Source organism: Streptomyces canus (assembly GCF_030815415.1).
Lineage (GTDB): Bacteria > Actinomycetota > Actinomycetes > Streptomycetales > Streptomycetaceae > Streptomyces > Streptomyces canus_F.
In genome coordinates this window covers 3,888,268-3,902,464 of record NZ_JAUSWW010000001.1, presented here as the reverse complement: position 1 = coordinate 3,902,464, position 14,197 = coordinate 3,888,268, and the positions used below count along the sequence as shown (strand labels likewise).

Below are 14,197 nucleotides of genomic sequence, written 5' to 3'. Positions count from 1 at the left end.
ATGTCGTACGACAGGAAAGTCCGCGACCGCGGCCAAGTGGCCATCGAGTACCTCGGGTTCATCCCGATCCTGATCCTCGTCGCCATGGCGGGCGTGCAGATCGGCCTGATCGCCTACACGGCACAGCAGGCGGGTACGGCGGCGCGGGCCGGCGCGCGGGCGGCCTCGCTGGAGAACAGCGCGCAGGAGGGCTGTACGACCGCGGTCAGCGACTGGCTGTCCGTCACCTGTTCCGCCGCGCAGGCCGGCGACGAGGTCACCGTCACCGCCACCGTCGCCATCCCCTCCATCGTCCCCGGCTGGGACTTCGGCGACGCGAACAAGACGGCGACGATGCCGCTCGACCACTGAACCCGGCTGAAACCGGACGGACTTGGATCAACTCGGCTGAAATCGGCTGAACTCGGCTGAACGAGGAGCACCATGAGCTTGCGGGCACGCATCAGCACCCCCGAGGAGAACGGCAGCCGGGGCGAGGACGGCCACCTGGTCGCCTCGTACCGCGCCAAGCTCCTGGAGGAGATCGACCTCGCGGAGATGAGCTCGCTGGCGGCCGCCGAGCGCAGGGCCCGCCTGGAGCGGGTGCTCGGGCACATCATCAGCCGCGAGGGCCCGGTGCTGTCGACGGTCGAGCGCTCGCAGCTCATCCGCAGGGTCGTGGACGAGGCGCTGGGCCTCGGCATCCTGGAGCCGCTCCTCGAAGACGCGTCCATCACCGAGATCATGGTCAACGGCCCCGACGCGATCTTCGTCGAACGCGGTGGCCGGGTGGAGCAGTTGCCGCTCCGCTTCCCCTCCCACGACCAGTTGATGCAGACGATCGAGCGGATCGTCTCGACGGTCAACCGGCGCGTGGACGAGTCGAATCCCATGGTGGACGCCCGCCTCCCGTCCGGCGAGCGCGTGAACGTCATCATCCCGCCCCTGTCGCTGACGGGCGCGACCCTGACGATCCGCCGTTTCCCGCGCTCCTTCACCCTCCAGGAGATGATCGGCCTCGGCTCGCTGGACGAGCACATGCTGTACCTGCTCGCGGGCCTGGTGCAGGCCAAGTTCAACATCATCGTGTCGGGCGCGACGGGCACGGGGAAGACGACCCTGCTCAACGCCCTGTCGGGGCTGATCCCGGAGCGCGAACGCATCATCACCATCGAGGACTCCGCGGAACTCCAGCTCCAGCAGGCGCATGTGATCCGTCTGGAGTCCCGCCCGCCGAACGTCGAGGGCAAGGGCCAGGTGACCATCCGCGACCTGGTCCGCAACTCCCTGCGTATGCGCCCGGACCGCATCGTCGTCGGCGAGGTCCGCGGCGGCGAGTCCCTGGACATGCTCCAGGCGATGTCGACCGGCCACGACGGCTCACTCGCCACGGTCCACGCCAACAGCACGGAGGACGCCCTGATGCGGCTGAAGACCCTGGCGTCGATGTCCGAGGTCGGCGTCCCCTTCGAAGCGCTGCACGACCAGATCAACAGCGCGCTCGACGTGATCATCCAGCTGACCCGGTTCCCCGACGGAGCCCGCCGCATCACGGAGATCGCCATCCTCGACAGCCACGGCGCCGAGCCCTACCGGCTGGCCACGGCGGCCCGCTTCCACGCCCAGCCCATGTCGGCGGACGGCCGCGTCCACGGCGCCTTCGAGTACTTCCCGCTCCCACGCCGTACGGCGGACCGCCTCTACATGGCGAGCCAGCCGATCCCCCAGGCCTTCGGCGTGGCCCAGTCCGCGCTCGAACTGACGACCCGAGAAGCCAGGTAGGTACCGCCCGATGGAACTCCACTCGCTGATCACGCTCACCACGGGCATCGCCCTGCTGACCTGCGTCCTCGCCGTGGCGGGCCTGCACGCGTACGCCATGGGCAAGGCCCAGCGCCAGGCCCTGGTCGACCGCCTCTCGGCGACGGGCCAGATACAGGCGGGCGGCCGCCGGCGCCGCTTCCCGACCCTGGACCGCCGGCTGCGCCGCACCAAGCTCGGCAGGAAACTGGAACTGAGGCTGGCGGCGACGGGCCTGGACATCACCCCGGGCGAGTTCTTCGTCTACATGGTGGCCACGGCGGCCGGCCTGTGGCTGATCAGCCAGGCGGCCCTGGCCCCCTTCTTCGGCCCCCTCGCCGGTCTGCTGGGCATCTGGGTGGCAGTGCAGTTCCTGAACTGGCAACGCCAGAAACGCATCGAGAAGTTCATCAACCAACTCCCGGAAATGTCCCGGATCCTGGCCAACGCCACCCAGGCCGGCCTCGCCCTGCGCACGGCGATCGGCATGGCGGCGGAGGAACTGGAGGCCCCGGCCGGGGAGGAGCTGGGCAAGGTGGCCAACCAGCTGGCGCTGGGCGCCTCCCTGGACGACGCGCTGGGGGAGATGGCGGAGCGCCTGCCGTCGCGCGAACTGGTGGTCCTGGTGACGACGTTGGTGCTCTCCAACCGCGCGGGCGGCCAAGTGGTGGGCGCGCTGCGCAACTTGACGGAGACACTGGAGGAACGCAAGGAGACCCGCCGGGAGGTCCGCACCCAACTGGCGCAGGTCAACATGACGTCGTACGCCGTCCCGGTCCTCGGAGTGGGTTCCCTCTTCCTGATGAACGGCGTGAAGGACGGCGCCCTGGACCGTATGACCGGCTCCCCGGCCGGCCAGGCGGCAGTGATCGTCGCCTTCGCGCTCTACGCGGTGGGCTTCGTCCTGATCCGCCGCCTGTCCCGTATCGACGTCTGAGGGGGCGTACGCAGATGGCACTTCTTCTCGCCCTGCTGATGGGCCTCGGGGTCTGGGGCGTCTTCGCCGGGATCCGCATGTACCGGGCGGACGCGAAACTCCCCGGCGACCTGGTCCTCGCCCTGGAGGTCGGCGCCACGCGGACCGGCGCGGTGGACTCGCTGATCGACCGTCTCGGCATGCGCTACGCACCCGCCGTCCTGCGCCTGATGGGCCCCAAACAGGTCGCGAAGTACCGCCGCAGGATCGACCTGGCCGGCAACCCCGGCGGTCTGACCATCGACCGCTACGCGGCCCGCCGCGCCGTCTACGGCTTCCTGGGCGGTTTCGGCGGCCTGGTCTTCCTGATGCGGGGCCAGTTCCTCGTGGCGCTGCTCCTGCTCGCCTTCGGGGCGTTCTGGACGGAGGTCGGCATCTGGTCGGCGATCCGGATCCGCAAGGACGTGATCGAGCGGACCCTGCCGGACTTCCTCGACGTCCTGGCGGTCGTGGTGAGCGCGGGCCTGGGCTTCCGGCAGGCGCTGGACCGGGTGGCGACGAAGTACGAGGGGCCCTGGGCGGACGAACTCCGCATCACACTCCGCCAGATGGACCTCGGCATGGGCCGCCGCCAGGCCTTCCAGGAACTGCGCCGCCGCAACGACTCCGAACAGGTGGCCATGTTCGTCACGGCGCTCCAGCAGGGCGAGGAACTGGGCGCCCCGATCGTCGACACCCTGGTCGCCCTCGCCAAGGACATGCGCCGCACGGACGCCCAGAACGCCCGCCGCAAGGCCGCCCGCGCGGTCCCCAAGGCCACGATGATGATCACCACGTTCATGGTCCCGGCCACGATGATCCTCCTGGGCGCGGGCCTGCTGCTGGGCTCGGGGACCGACTTCGGCTCGATCACGGGCGACTAGGGGCGGGTGACGAGGATGTCGATGACCGGGGAACGCCGGGGGGTGTGGCGGCGACGGGCAGTGGAGCGGCTGGAGGAGCCGCTGCCGGGTGTGCCGAGGCAGCCACGGACGGCCGCGGAGGGCGGAGGCGCCGCACAGGGGCCACCCGCGCGGGCTGACGCACCCGCAGGGGTTGCCGCTCCCGCTAGGACTGACGCACCCGCAGGGGTTGCCGCTCCCGCTAGGACTGACGCACCCGCAGGGGTTGCCGCTCCCGCTAGGACTGACGCTCCCGCACAGGCCGCCGCACCCGCAATTCCCATCCAGGTCAACGCCCTGCAAGCCCTGGCCCGCCACGTCTTCGGCTTCCGGCTGGCCATGATCGCCCTGGCCGCCCCCGCCGCCCTCCTCAACGCCAACCCAGGCCTGGGCGCCCGCCTGGTGGGCGCCGCGGTGGTCGCCACCTTCATGGGCTCGTACGTCCTCTTCAGGGACTGGGAACGCTTCGGCCCCCTCCTCCTCCGCCACCCCACCCTCCTCGGAGCGGACACCCTCTTCGGCTCCCTGCTCCTCATCTCCGCGGGCCCCGACACCACGCTCGCCTACGTCAGCGTCTGCACCCCCCTCCTCGCCGGCATCGTCTACGGCTGGCGAGGCGCCGCGGTCTTCGCGAGCCTTCAGTCCCTGATCTTCCTCCTGGTCTACGCGACGACGCAGAACCCGGCCACCACCGTCGCCGAGCGCCTCCTCCTCCCCGGCCTCTGCGTCATCGCCGGAGCGGTCGGCTCGGCCCTGCGCAACCTGATGTTCCGCTTCGGCGCCGCCACCCGGGCCCTGACCGAGGTCCAGGCCCGCCTGGCCGTCACGGAGGCGATCGCCGAGGAACGGGCCCGCCTGGCAAGGGAGATGCACGACTCGGTCGCCAAGACCCTGTACGGCGTGGCCCTGGCGGCGGACGGCCTGGCAGGCACGGCCGACCGCATGGACCCCACGCTGGTCAAGGAACAGGCGGAGCTGGTGGCCCGCTCGGCCCGCCGGGCAGCCGCCGAATCCCGCGAACTCCTGGCAGACCTGCGCCGGGAGGCGGACGCCACCGACGTACTCAGGGAACTGGCGGCCCGCACAAGGGACTTCGGCACCCGCACGAACCTCGCGGCCACCTACCACCCCACCGGCGAGGAGGAGACGCCCCTCATCCCGCCGGCCGTCGCCCGCCAACTCCTCACCATCGCCGCGGAAGCGATGGACAACGCCCACCGCCACGCGGCACCGACCCGGGTGGACGTGAGCGCGGGAGTCCACGGCGACCTGCTCTGCATGACCGTCTACGACGACGGCCGGGGCCTGCCCCAGGGCACCACCCTCGAACAACTCCGCAGCACAGGCCACTTCGGCCTGGTGGGCATGGTCGAACGAGCCGCTGCGCTCGGCGCCCGCATCCGTATCGGCCGCGGCACCCACACCAAGGGCACGGAGGTCCGCCTGGAACTCCCGCTGACGGCACCGGCCCCAGGCAGCGCTTGACCATCCGCACGACGCCGCCGCACAGTCCCCCACGCAACGCGAGACGACGAGAGGAGGCCGCAGAATGCCGGACCAGACAACTCCCCGCCCCGGCGCGAAGCAGCCACCGCCCCACGACCCGTTCGAGGACTTCCCGCCCCCCGCGCCATCGACCGCCCTACGTGTCGTGGTGGCGGACGACAACCCGGTGGTCCGCGCGGGCCTGACCGCCCTCCTCTCCGGCCGCGAGGACATCACGGTCGTCGCCGAAGCCGCGGACGGCCGCCAGGCCTACGAGGCGGCGCTGGCCCACCACCCCGACGTGATCCTCCTGGACGTCCGCATGCCGGGTGTCGACGGCCTCTCGGCCCTCCCGCACCTGGTCCAGATCGCCCCGGTGGTGATGCTCACCTACAGCAGGGAGTCGGAGATCGTCCACGAGGCCCTGCGCCTGGGCGCCGGCGGCTACCTGGTCCACGGCGAGTTCACGGCGGACCAACTCGTCGACGCCGTAAGGAACATCAAGAACGGCCGGGCCCACTTCACACCGACGGCGGCGGACGCCCTGGTGGCCCGGCTACGGCAGACGAAGGAAGGCAGTGCGACTGCACACAATTACACCCCCCATCAACCCAAGTCCCCATTGATTTCCGCGAAACGCCTTTCGCAACTGCAACCAGTTGTGGCACAGTCTGACAAGTCGCGGTTCCATCTGAGCGCAAGGGAGGCGGAGATCATGGACCTCATCGCATCCGGCATGAACAACCAACAGATCGCCGCCACCTGCTTCATCAGCGAGAAGACCGTCAAGAACCACATCAACCGCATCTTCGCCAAACTCCACAGCACCAGCCGCGCCGAAGCCGCCGCGAAGTGGCTAGGGGTGACCTGAGATGAGGGCTGGGGGGAAGAGGAAGGCGAATTGGGCCCGGAGTTGGGCCCACGGACCCTCCGCGAAGACGGGCGCCACCTCATACGTTGCCCACACCACGGACAACGGAGGGCAACGCCATGCGGAACTGGAACGACGAGGGACAGACCGCGGTCGAGTACCTGGGGATCATCGCGGTGGTTGTGGCGATCGTGTTGGCGATTACGGGGACGGACATTGGTGCGCAGATCTTCGACGCGATCACCGCGAAGATTCAAGAGGTCATTGGTTGATCAGGCGCCGCAAGTGCGGCGACGCAGGGCAGGCCTTCCCCATCTACATCATGGTGGTGGCGGGCCTGCTCTTTCTTGCGTTCGCATACCTTGCGGTCGGCCAGGCCGCGGCAAGCCGGAACGGCGCCCAGACGGCCGCGGACGCGGCGGCGCTCGCGGCTGCCCAGGACACCCGGGACCAACTCGCGGGCAAGTGGGTGGAGGTCGTACTCGACCCGACGAAGTGGCAGGACATCTTCGACGGCTACGCACAGGGCCTCACGCCTTCCTGCGGGAGGGCAGATCAGTTGGCGGCGCAGAACGCGGCGCATGTTGTGGCCTGTGACCCGGATGTCCTGAGCTACACAGTCGATGTCGAGAGCGATGAATCGGTGGGCGATTCCCTCGTGCCCGGTACGGAGGGCATGTACGCGAAGGCGTCTGCCAAGGCGTTGGTCGAGCCCCTGTGCACGTTCGAGCTTCCCGGTGCGGATGCCGGAGACGAGGTACTGCCGCAACTCACCTGTGAGGACAGGAACTGGGACTTGGATCCGGAGGACCTCGCCGTTCTACCGGAACCCGAGGATCTGTTCGACGTCCATCTGGCCGGCTGACAAGCGAACGACGAGGGACGAAGGAAGCGGAGTCATGAGCATTCGGTTCACTACGAAGGCCCGCAGGGGGATGGTCGCGCTGACTGTTGCGGCCGGGTTGGCTCTCGGCGTAGTCGGCTGCGGCGGTGGAGGCGACGACGACAAGAAGCCGGAGGCGTCGGCTTCAGCTTCCAAGTCAAGCGGGTCCGACCCGAGTGCTCAGGAAGGTCAAGCAGACACGCCCCTGGCCGAGTTGAAGGGGCCCGACGGACTGCTGCTTCAGGTCACCTCCGCCGAGCGGGATGCGGGCGGCTTCGTCACTGTCAACGGAAACTTGAAGAACGACGGTTCAGAGACCGTTGTCGTTCCTGCCGGGCTCAGGGGAGACGAAACCGAGATCATCAGGCACGGCAGGTCACTGGGTGGAGCCACGCTCGTGGATTCCGCAAGCAAGAAGCGCTACTACGTACTCCGCGACACTGATGGTCGCCCGCTTACGACCACGGACCTCAACTCGCTGAAGGCTGGTGAGTCAGCACCCGTCTTCATGCAGTTCCCGGCTCCCCCCGCCGAAACGACCGAAGTCACCTTCCAACTGCCCAGCTTCGCCGCCGCCACGATCACCATCTCCGGGTGAGGCCCCGATGACCCTCACCCCACCCCGCCTCGCCCTGACCCTCTCCGCCGCGTCGGTCATGCTCGCCACGAACCTCTTCGTCGCGACGACGGCCGAGGCCGACGAAACCCCCAGCGTCCCCCCGGGCACCGAGGCCACCGCCGCGGCCCCCGTGAAGGTGGACGCCAACGACCCGGACCTCAAGCTCCCGGAGGGCGCCACTCTCGCCGAACCCAAGGTCCTGGACATCAAGCAGGTCGTGGAGGACCAGTCCGGCGAGGAACGCCGTGAAGACACCAACGCGGACGTCAAGTTCGCCCTCCAGGCGGAGGTCCTGTTCGGCAAGGACAGCGCGAAACTCAGCGGCCAGTCGAAGGCCCGTATCGCGGCGATCGCGGACGAGATCAAGAACCAGAACGCGACGAAGATCCGCGTCTTCGGCTTCACGGACAACCTGGGCACCTCTGCCCACGGCGACGTCCTGTCGAAGCAGCGGGCCAACGCCGTGCAGGACGTCCTGGAAGCCGAACTGAACGACGCGAACGTCACGTACGAGGTACGCGGATACGGCGAGCAGTACCCGATCTCCGACAACTCGACGGAGGCCGGCCGCAAGAAGAACCGACGGGTCGAGGTCTCTTTCCCGCGCACGGAGAGGTCAACTACCCGGCGCTAAAGCGCCGGGCTTGCACAACGGGCATCACTGGCTGTGGTGCTGCGTTTGCGTCCAGCCCCACGCCCGGATGTCCGGGGTGGGGCAGGGGCCGTTGACTGGGCCCCGCGTCGCCACAACTCCCACGCACGGGCGCGGATGTTGCGGGAGCCGTTCCGGTCTGCGTGATCAACGAATCCGCAGTTCCGGCACGCGAACCAGGCCTGCGAGACCCGGTTCACCTTGTCGATGTGACCGCACTCGGCGCAGGTGCGCGAGGTGTACGCCGGATCGACATACACCACCGGCACCCCCGCCCGGCGGGCCTTGTACGCGATGAACTGACCCAGCTGGGCAAACGACCAGCTGGAGTGGGTGGCCCGTTGGGGCTTGCGAAGCCGTACCCGCTCACGGATGCCCGTCAACTCTTCCAGGGCGATTCCGCGACCGGTGCGTTCTGCCTCGGCCGCCACATGTTTCGCGATCTTGTGGTTGATGTCCCGCGCCCGCCGGGCCTCCTTGCGCCTGCGTTTCTTCAGGCGCCGTTTCGCCGACGGGGTGTTCTTCTTCTGCAGTTTCTGCCGCAGGCCGCGCTCGCGGACCCGGGCGCGGTTGAGTTCGCGCCCGGCCATGATCTCGCCGTCACTGGTGGTGGCGATGTTCACCATGCCCAGGTCGATGCCGAGGAAGTCCGCAGGAGCCGTGTTCAGCTCTGCCTCGGGCACCTCGCAGGTGGCGTTGAGAAACCACATGCCGTCGCGTTCCAGCAGGTCGGACTCGCCCCTGCGGTACAGGGCGAGCGTGGCGAGCTGCTCCATCGAGGCGGTGAAGGCCACGTTCTTGACCCGCCCCGACGTGGTCCAGACCGACACCGTGCGCTCGGCGATCTGCCACGAGAGCATCCGGTCGTCGTAGGGCTGGGCACCCTGGGGGCGGAAGGCGAGAGGCTTCTCGGTGGCCTTGCGGTAGCGCTTCGAGCCGGGCTTGCCGAGGTTGCCGGTCTTCAGGTTCGCCTTCAGCGTGGTGTACGCGTCACAGGTCTTCTTGATCACGTGCTGGGCGGCCTGCGCACCCAGGCTCCAGCGGGACTTGACCGCCTCGTAGGTGTGCTTGCGCAGGGGGAAGTTCTTGAACTCCCGGCGCTCGAAGGCGATCTCACTCACCCAAGTGGCGGCCTCGTTGCAGGCGTGCAGGGTCGCCTCGAGCGCCGCCGCCTGTCCGGGGGTCGGCAGGAGTCTGATCTGCACCACCAGCTTCACGATCACTGACCCTACGCACCCGTACGAGACACCCCCACGCGTTCGGCAGCGTTCATCACACCGAGCGACCCAGCCGGCCACGCGTTCGCATCACCAAGCTCCGCCGGGGACGGCGCCCAGCCGCTCCGCGGCCGAGCCGACAGTGATGCTGCGGCGCTCCGCGCCGCAACCACAGGGATGCGATTCCTCCCGGGCCTGAACGCCCGGGGTTCCTCGCAAGAATTCGCTGAACGGCGAGGTGCCGGGGAGGAGAACTCCCCGGCACCGGTGGGAACGGTCGATCGTCGTTCGGTCAGCCGAACATGCCGGGCTGGTAGTCACCGGCGGGCTGCTGGATGATGACGTTGAAGCGGTTGTAGAGGTTGATGAGGGCGATGGTGGCGACCAGCGCGGCCAGCTGCTCCTCGTCGTAGTGCTTCTGGGCGTTGGCCCAGACCTTGTCGCTGACCCCGCCGGCTCCGTCGGCGATGCGGGTGCCTTCCTCGGCCAGTTCCAGCGCGGCACGCTCGGCCTCGGTGAACACCTTGGCCTCACGCCAGGCGGCGACGAGGTGGAGACGTTCGTGGGTCTCGCCGGCGGCGACCGCGTCCTTGGTGTGCATGTCGGTGCAGAACCCGCAGCCGTTGATCTGGCTGGCGCGGAGCTTGACGAGCTCCGCCGTCGAGTGCGGCAGGGTCGAGTCCGCGACCGCCTTGCCCGCCGAGTTGACGTACCGGATGATCTTGCCGGCGAGCGGGTTTCCGAAGAGGTCGAGGCGGGCTTCCATGGTGAGCTCCTGTGGCGTTGGTGTCGATGCCTACACCCCCTAGACGGAACGACCCCACCGAGATGTGACACCCCAGAATGTGACGCGCGTCTCACGGGGCGCCGACGTACTCCCGCCGGGTTCATCTGACGCGGGTGAGGCGGGCGGGCTGCGAGGTGACGGGGATCGACGTGTCACCGGCGATGGTCGAACGGGCCCGGGCGCAGGTCCCTGAGCCAGGTTCGAGCTGGCCGTCGTACGCACGTACGAGCCACCGCCGTACGCCTTCGACACGGTGTACGCGTTCTTCCCGCTTGCCCGGCCCCGGGCAGCCACCTGGTCATGACCACGGACGACAGGGCGCTCCAAGCCCATTGATTGGCAGATCCGTCCCGAAGCCGGGACGGAAAGGACCAGGTGAGCGCTGCCGTTGGTGAGACAGGTCGGCCAATCACTGGCGTGACAGCTCGGCCTGCACCCCGTCACGCGTCGGTGGCCACGGCCACCCGTACCCCGGCCCGCAGTCCCCACCCGGCCATGGCTCCGGCCTCCGCCTCCAGTACATGCCGCGAACGGAGCCGGGGCATCCCCAGTCGGCCGGGCTTCATGGTGCGTACGGCGGTGACGACAAGGTGGCGATCGAGGTAGGCGACATCGATGGGCATGCGCATACGAAAGGTGTGCACACCGCTGGCAGGCGAGAGCAGGATCGCCCCGTCCACGGAATCCCGCCCCAACAGCCCTTTGGTACGGGCGCGATAGGACGCGGCGATCTCCAACGGAACGGAAACACCGGTCGGCTCCCCAGGGACGACCAACGTCCCCCGCCCGTCCCGCAACCGCCGCATACCCGAACCGCCCCCTTCGCCCACCACAACCTGCCCCTCCACCCCTCCTGCGAACCGAACGAGGCCTCGCCGACCACCCGTCAGCTTTGCGAGTTCATAACTGGAACCACCCGCTCACCACGCGTTATCCAACCGTTACGGCCCAAGTGGTGTCAGGCAAGGCCGATTTGGCCGCATTTACCCCGCCCCTCGGCAACAGCAACCCTGGTGTCACCGCTGCCCCCTGGATAGCGTTGCTTCGCTCAAGAGAAGCCTCGCCTCACCGGGAGCCGACCGTGAACCGCCGCCCCACGCTGCTTGCAGCGCTAGCACTGACCGCCACCGCGGCCCTGACGCTGTCCGCGTGCGGAGGCGACGACAGCTCCAAGGGCAAGGACAACGACAAGATCGCGGGATCCGACACCGGCAAGACGTCGGCGTCGCCGAGCCCGTCCGCCTCGACGGCGGCCGACCGGCCGAAGATCGACCTGCCCTCGGATCTGACCTACACCTTCGACTGGCCCAAGACGGGCGACCAGGACAAGGACGCGGTCTTGTCCGACAGCGAGCAGTCCATCAAGGCTGTGGACCTGGCCATCGTGAACCAGAACGCGCTCGACAAGGCGTACGTCTACTACTACGAGGGCGAGGCCGCCGTCGGCGTGGAGAACTTCGTCAAGGAGTACGTGGACGCAAAGGTCAGCATCACGGGGGCCTACCGCTTCTACAACCCCGAAGTGGCCGTGGACAAGGACGGTACCGCTTCCCTCAGCTACTGCGAGGACCAGGGGAAGGCGTACGCGAAGGACCTCAAGAACGGCAAGGTCAGGAAGACCAAGGTCACTTCCGACAGTTACGTGATCTACCACACGTCTCTGAAGAAGAACGGCAAGGGGGTGTGGGCGATCCAGAAGATCGTCTCGCAGAGGGGGAGCGCGAAGTGCCAGCCCTGACACGCGCAATGAGGAAGATACCGAGCGTGGTCGCCGTCGGTGTGTGCCTGTCGCTCTTCGCGGTGCCGGGCGTGGCCCACGCCGATGACTCGCCCACCGGAGGCGGTGGCACCCTCGACTCGAGCAACCCGACTCAGGACGCCAACGCCGACGACAAGGGCAATCTCTCCGTCACCGTCGGCACCGTCGAATTCGACCGTTCGAAGAATGGCAGCGGCGCCTCCACCGGCGCCCTGACGTCCAGCACCTCCTGGACGCCGCCCGCCTGCTGGTACGCCCCGATGTACTCCCCCGAAGAGCTGCAGAAGAAGTTGGAGCCGATCTGGGAGGCCGAGTCGACGGGCTACCAGTGGGATGCCGAGCAGCGGGAGAAGTACAACGCCAAGGATGAAGAGAAGGGCTTCAACAAGGACAAGTCCGGCAAGGGCTACTGGTGGGGCTCGTACGTCAACAAGGACTTCCCGCCCGGCTGGGACGCCTGCGACGAGGACTATTTCTGGGTGGACACGGGTGACGCCCCACCGGCCAACATCCCGAACGCCGTCACCCCGGAGATCCTCGCCGGGCTCGCCTACAACGAGATCCGCGTCCCCGGTACCGAAGTGACCCTGGCCCCCGCGAACAACACCAAGGTCAACCTCCCGACCTGGGCCTGGCTCGACGGCGCCGAGTTCAAGCCGGTCTCCGTCACCGCCTCCATCGACGCCATCGGCCTGACAGCGACCGCCACCGCGGAACCGATCTCCCTCGAGATCAAGCCCGGCACGGCCGACGCCGTGACCTACCCGGCCTCCGGCGTCTGCGAGATCAACAACGGCCGGATCGGTGAGCCCTACGCGAAGGGCAAGGCCGACCAGACGCCGCCCTGCGGCGTGAAGTACCTGCGCTCCTCGGGCGACGGCTCGTACCCGCTCCAGGCCACGGTCACCTGGAAGATCACCTGGACCGGCACCGGCGGCGCCGGCGGCGACCTGCCCGACGGCAGCTTCGGTGCCACGCAGGACGTCGTCGTACAGGAGATCCAGGCCATCAACCGCTGACAACCGCGAGATCCCGCGGTCGGGCGATCACTCCCCTAGGGGAGTGATCGCCCGGCGTGCCGTGGCGACCTGCCCGTGATCATGAGGACGTCCAGTTGTCCGCTTCCTCATCCGGGCTGATCCGGACGGTGCGGGCGAACTCGTCGACATCGTCGAGAGCCTTGAGGATCCGGCCGGCGTCGGGATCGGCCAGGATGATCAGAACGTTCGCGGCCTCCGTGCCCTTCTCGTAGCGCCAGGCGTAACGGAGGCCAACGTGTACCTCGTTGCTGTCCTCGTCCTGGAAGTAGCGCAGCACCCGCAGGCCGGGTCCCAGGTGCGGGGAGTCGAAGCCCTCGACGATGGGGGGCTCGATGGCGTAGCTCGCATCGGCGTGGGTCAGTTCACGCAGTGCCGTCTCCCGGTCTTCGCCCTCCTCGATCTCCACGAGGTCGACATACGCGGGAAGCGGGATCTCCCGTGGGTGCGGGAGATGAAGGAAGACCTCGAAGTCGGGAAAGGCCGCGGGGGCCCTGATGGCGTACATCAACAGGATGTCGGTCAGCAGATCGACTTCGCCAGGTTCCGGCTTCTCCGGCGCGAAATCCTCCCAGAGGCCCTCGGCGAAGTAACGTGCCCATGCCTCGGGCGTCTGTGCCTCCTCGACGTCCTCAAGGCCCGGCTCCGGCCACATGAGCGGGATGCGGATCCAGGGGGACAGATCCATGGCGTGCTTGACGTTGAGCCAGCTCACTCGTAACTCCACTTGAACGTGCCGACCACCGCGTCGAACAACTCGACCAGCACGTCGGTGAATTCACTGTCGATGTCTCCGTCACCCGGTGTGGAGAAGTTGATGCTGACCCAGCGGCCGGGGTCGTCCGCCACGGGGATCACATAGTCGACCCGCCGCGTCGGCAGCTCCTCCTCATCAGGGGTGGAGCGGTAGGCGCGGCGGAGTGCGGGTGCCCCTGCCACGTCGACCGTTGTCGCCGTTCCGCCGGGCACCTTCTCGGCGGCCAGCTGTGCGAGTACCGCCTGTGGGGGAACCGTACGGTCTCGGCCGATCGGCAGCTCGGCAACGATGAAAGAGGCCATGAGGAAGATGCCCCCGCGCGGGAGGACCGGAAGGTAGAGGTCAAGGCCGCCGTTCCTTCTGGCCGCGCGGGCTTGCTTTTCCAACTGGCGACGCATCTCCAACCGGAAGCGCATCGCGTCGTCCCGGGGGATGCCTTCCGGGACTTGCTCCATGTGCGAGAAGAGGATCCTCTCGAGTGCTTCCTTCATGCC

The 14,197-nt window shown here is 68.2% G+C and carries 17 protein-coding genes; 12 read left to right on the top strand and 5 right to left on the bottom strand.

Translation table 11 applies throughout. The features are described 5' to 3' along the window. The 10 genes from QF037_RS17875 to QF037_RS17830 all read left to right on the top strand — a co-directional run bounded on the left by QF037_RS17875 (position 1) and on the right by QF037_RS17830 (position 8,128). Positions 1 to 351 carry a TadE/TadG family type IV pilus assembly protein gene (locus tag QF037_RS17875; RefSeq protein WP_307026449.1) on the top strand — a complete coding sequence of 117 codons (351 nt, stop codon included), beginning with the start codon at positions 1 to 3 and terminating at the stop codon, positions 349 to 351. Positions 352 to 423: 72 nt separating this feature from the next. After that, positions 424 to 1,761, top strand: coding sequence for a CpaF family protein (locus QF037_RS17870; protein WP_307026447.1), 1,338 nt, complete (start codon positions 424 to 426; stop codon positions 1,759 to 1,761). A gap of 10 nt (positions 1,762 to 1,771) precedes the next feature. After that, positions 1,772 to 2,716, top strand: coding sequence for a type II secretion system F family protein (locus QF037_RS17865; RefSeq protein ID WP_307026445.1), 945 nt, complete (start codon positions 1,772 to 1,774; stop codon positions 2,714 to 2,716). A gap of 14 nt (positions 2,717 to 2,730) precedes the next feature. Further along, entirely contained in the window at positions 2,731 to 3,618 is an 888-nt protein-coding gene (locus QF037_RS17860) for a DUF5936 domain-containing protein (RefSeq protein ID WP_307026443.1), read from the top strand. A gap of 15 nt (positions 3,619 to 3,633) precedes the next feature. After that, positions 3,634 to 5,121: a histidine kinase gene (locus QF037_RS17855; RefSeq protein ID WP_307026441.1), complete on the top strand. Its 1,488-nt coding sequence runs from the start codon at positions 3,634 to 3,636 to the stop codon at positions 5,119 to 5,121. A 64-nt stretch (positions 5,122 to 5,185) separates the two neighbouring features. Further along, positions 5,186 to 5,992 (top strand): response regulator, encoded by an 807-nt coding sequence (locus QF037_RS17850; protein ID WP_307026439.1) that lies wholly within the window; start codon positions 5,186 to 5,188, stop codon positions 5,990 to 5,992. A 119-nt stretch (positions 5,993 to 6,111) separates the two neighbouring features. Then, a complete protein-coding gene (locus tag QF037_RS17845) occupies positions 6,112 to 6,264 on the top strand; it encodes a hypothetical protein (protein ID WP_307026437.1) in 153 nt (50 codons plus the stop codon). Beyond that, positions 6,264 to 6,857 (top strand): pilus assembly protein TadG-related protein, encoded by a 594-nt coding sequence (locus QF037_RS17840; protein WP_307037220.1) that lies wholly within the window; start codon positions 6,264 to 6,266, stop codon positions 6,855 to 6,857. The genes QF037_RS17845 and QF037_RS17840 overlap by 1 nt, the downstream gene beginning before the upstream one ends. 34 nt (positions 6,858 to 6,891) lie before the next feature. Next, the gene (locus QF037_RS17835) at positions 6,892 to 7,473 is read left to right on the top strand and encodes a hypothetical protein (RefSeq protein ID WP_307026435.1); all 582 of its coding nucleotides are present in this window, start codon (positions 6,892 to 6,894) and stop codon (positions 7,471 to 7,473) included. Between the two features lie 7 nt (positions 7,474 to 7,480). Next, on the top strand, positions 7,481 to 8,128 hold the full coding sequence (locus tag QF037_RS17830; protein WP_307026434.1) for an OmpA family protein: 648 nt from the start codon (positions 7,481 to 7,483) through the stop codon (positions 8,126 to 8,128). On the opposite strand, the gene QF037_RS17825 is transcribed toward QF037_RS17830, so the two are convergent. From QF037_RS17825 to QF037_RS17815, 3 genes are all read right to left on the bottom strand, one after another. Further along, positions 8,125 to 9,363 (bottom strand): RNA-guided endonuclease InsQ/TnpB family protein, encoded by a 1,239-nt coding sequence (locus QF037_RS17825; RefSeq protein WP_307026432.1) that lies wholly within the window; start codon positions 9,361 to 9,363, stop codon positions 8,125 to 8,127. The two genes, QF037_RS17830 and QF037_RS17825, sit on opposite strands and share 4 nt — an antisense overlap. Before the next feature lie 292 nt (positions 9,364 to 9,655). Continuing rightward, positions 9,656 to 10,129 (bottom strand): carboxymuconolactone decarboxylase family protein, encoded by a 474-nt coding sequence (locus tag QF037_RS17820; protein ID WP_307026430.1) that lies wholly within the window; start codon positions 10,127 to 10,129, stop codon positions 9,656 to 9,658. Positions 10,130 to 10,590: 461 nt separating this feature from the next. Further along, positions 10,591 to 10,956 carry a DUF192 domain-containing protein gene (locus tag QF037_RS17815; protein ID WP_307037218.1) on the bottom strand — a complete coding sequence of 122 codons (366 nt, stop codon included), beginning with the start codon at positions 10,954 to 10,956 and terminating at the stop codon, positions 10,591 to 10,593. A gap of 275 nt (positions 10,957 to 11,231) precedes the next feature. On the opposite strand from QF037_RS17815, the gene QF037_RS17810 reads away from it, so the two are divergent. Next, a complete protein-coding gene (locus QF037_RS17810) occupies positions 11,232 to 11,888 on the top strand; it encodes a hypothetical protein (RefSeq protein WP_307026428.1) in 657 nt (218 codons plus the stop codon). Positions 11,889 to 11,896: 8 nt separating this feature from the next. Beyond that, a complete protein-coding gene (locus QF037_RS17805) occupies positions 11,897 to 12,928 on the top strand; it encodes a hypothetical protein (RefSeq protein ID WP_307026426.1) in 1,032 nt (343 codons plus the stop codon). A gap of 79 nt (positions 12,929 to 13,007) precedes the next feature. Here the strand turns inward: QF037_RS17805 and QF037_RS17800 are convergent, their stop codons facing one another. Both QF037_RS17800 and QF037_RS17795 read right to left on the bottom strand, forming a co-directional pair. After that, positions 13,008 to 13,661, bottom strand: coding sequence for a hypothetical protein (locus QF037_RS17800; RefSeq protein WP_307026424.1), 654 nt, complete (start codon positions 13,659 to 13,661; stop codon positions 13,008 to 13,010). Beyond that, positions 13,658 to 14,194, bottom strand: coding sequence for a hypothetical protein (locus QF037_RS17795; RefSeq protein ID WP_307026423.1), 537 nt, complete (start codon positions 14,192 to 14,194; stop codon positions 13,658 to 13,660). Before QF037_RS17795 ends, QF037_RS17800 begins: the two co-directional genes overlap by 4 nt. Positions 14,195 to 14,197: the final 3 nt, after the last annotated feature.

What these genes read in the sequence shown, in the direction of transcription:
- QF037_RS17845 (WP_307026437.1), top strand. Translation starts at nt 6,112, where the DNA reads ATGCGGAACTGGAACGACGAGGGACAGACCGCGGTCGAGTACCTGGGG.
- QF037_RS17865 (WP_307026445.1), top strand. Translation starts at nt 1,772, where the DNA reads ATGGAACTCCACTCGCTGATCACGCTCACCACGGGCATCGCCCTGCTG.
- QF037_RS17850 (WP_307026439.1), top strand. Translation starts at nt 5,186, where the DNA reads ATGCCGGACCAGACAACTCCCCGCCCCGGCGCGAAGCAGCCACCGCCC.
- QF037_RS17835 (WP_307026435.1), top strand. Translation starts at nt 6,892, where the DNA reads ATGAGCATTCGGTTCACTACGAAGGCCCGCAGGGGGATGGTCGCGCTG.
- QF037_RS17870 (WP_307026447.1), top strand. Translation starts at nt 424, where the DNA reads ATGAGCTTGCGGGCACGCATCAGCACCCCCGAGGAGAACGGCAGCCGG.
- QF037_RS17860 (WP_307026443.1), top strand. Translation starts at nt 2,731, where the DNA reads ATGGCACTTCTTCTCGCCCTGCTGATGGGCCTCGGGGTCTGGGGCGTC.
- QF037_RS17830 (WP_307026434.1), top strand. Translation starts at nt 7,481, where the DNA reads ATGACCCTCACCCCACCCCGCCTCGCCCTGACCCTCTCCGCCGCGTCG.
- QF037_RS17855 (WP_307026441.1), top strand. Translation starts at nt 3,634, where the DNA reads ATGTCGATGACCGGGGAACGCCGGGGGGTGTGGCGGCGACGGGCAGTG.
- QF037_RS17820 (WP_307026430.1), bottom strand. Translation starts at nt 10,129, where the DNA reads ATGGAAGCCCGCCTCGACCTCTTCGGAAACCCGCTCGCCGGCAAGATC.
- QF037_RS17815 (WP_307037218.1), bottom strand. Translation starts at nt 10,956, where the DNA reads ATGCGGCGGTTGCGGGACGGGCGGGGGACGTTGGTCGTCCCTGGGGAG.
- QF037_RS17805 (WP_307026426.1), top strand. Translation starts at nt 11,897, where the DNA reads ATGAGGAAGATACCGAGCGTGGTCGCCGTCGGTGTGTGCCTGTCGCTC.
- QF037_RS17795 (WP_307026423.1), bottom strand. Translation starts at nt 14,194, where the DNA reads ATGAAGGAAGCACTCGAGAGGATCCTCTTCTCGCACATGGAGCAAGTC.
- QF037_RS17875 (WP_307026449.1), top strand. Translation starts at nt 1, where the DNA reads ATGTCGTACGACAGGAAAGTCCGCGACCGCGGCCAAGTGGCCATCGAG.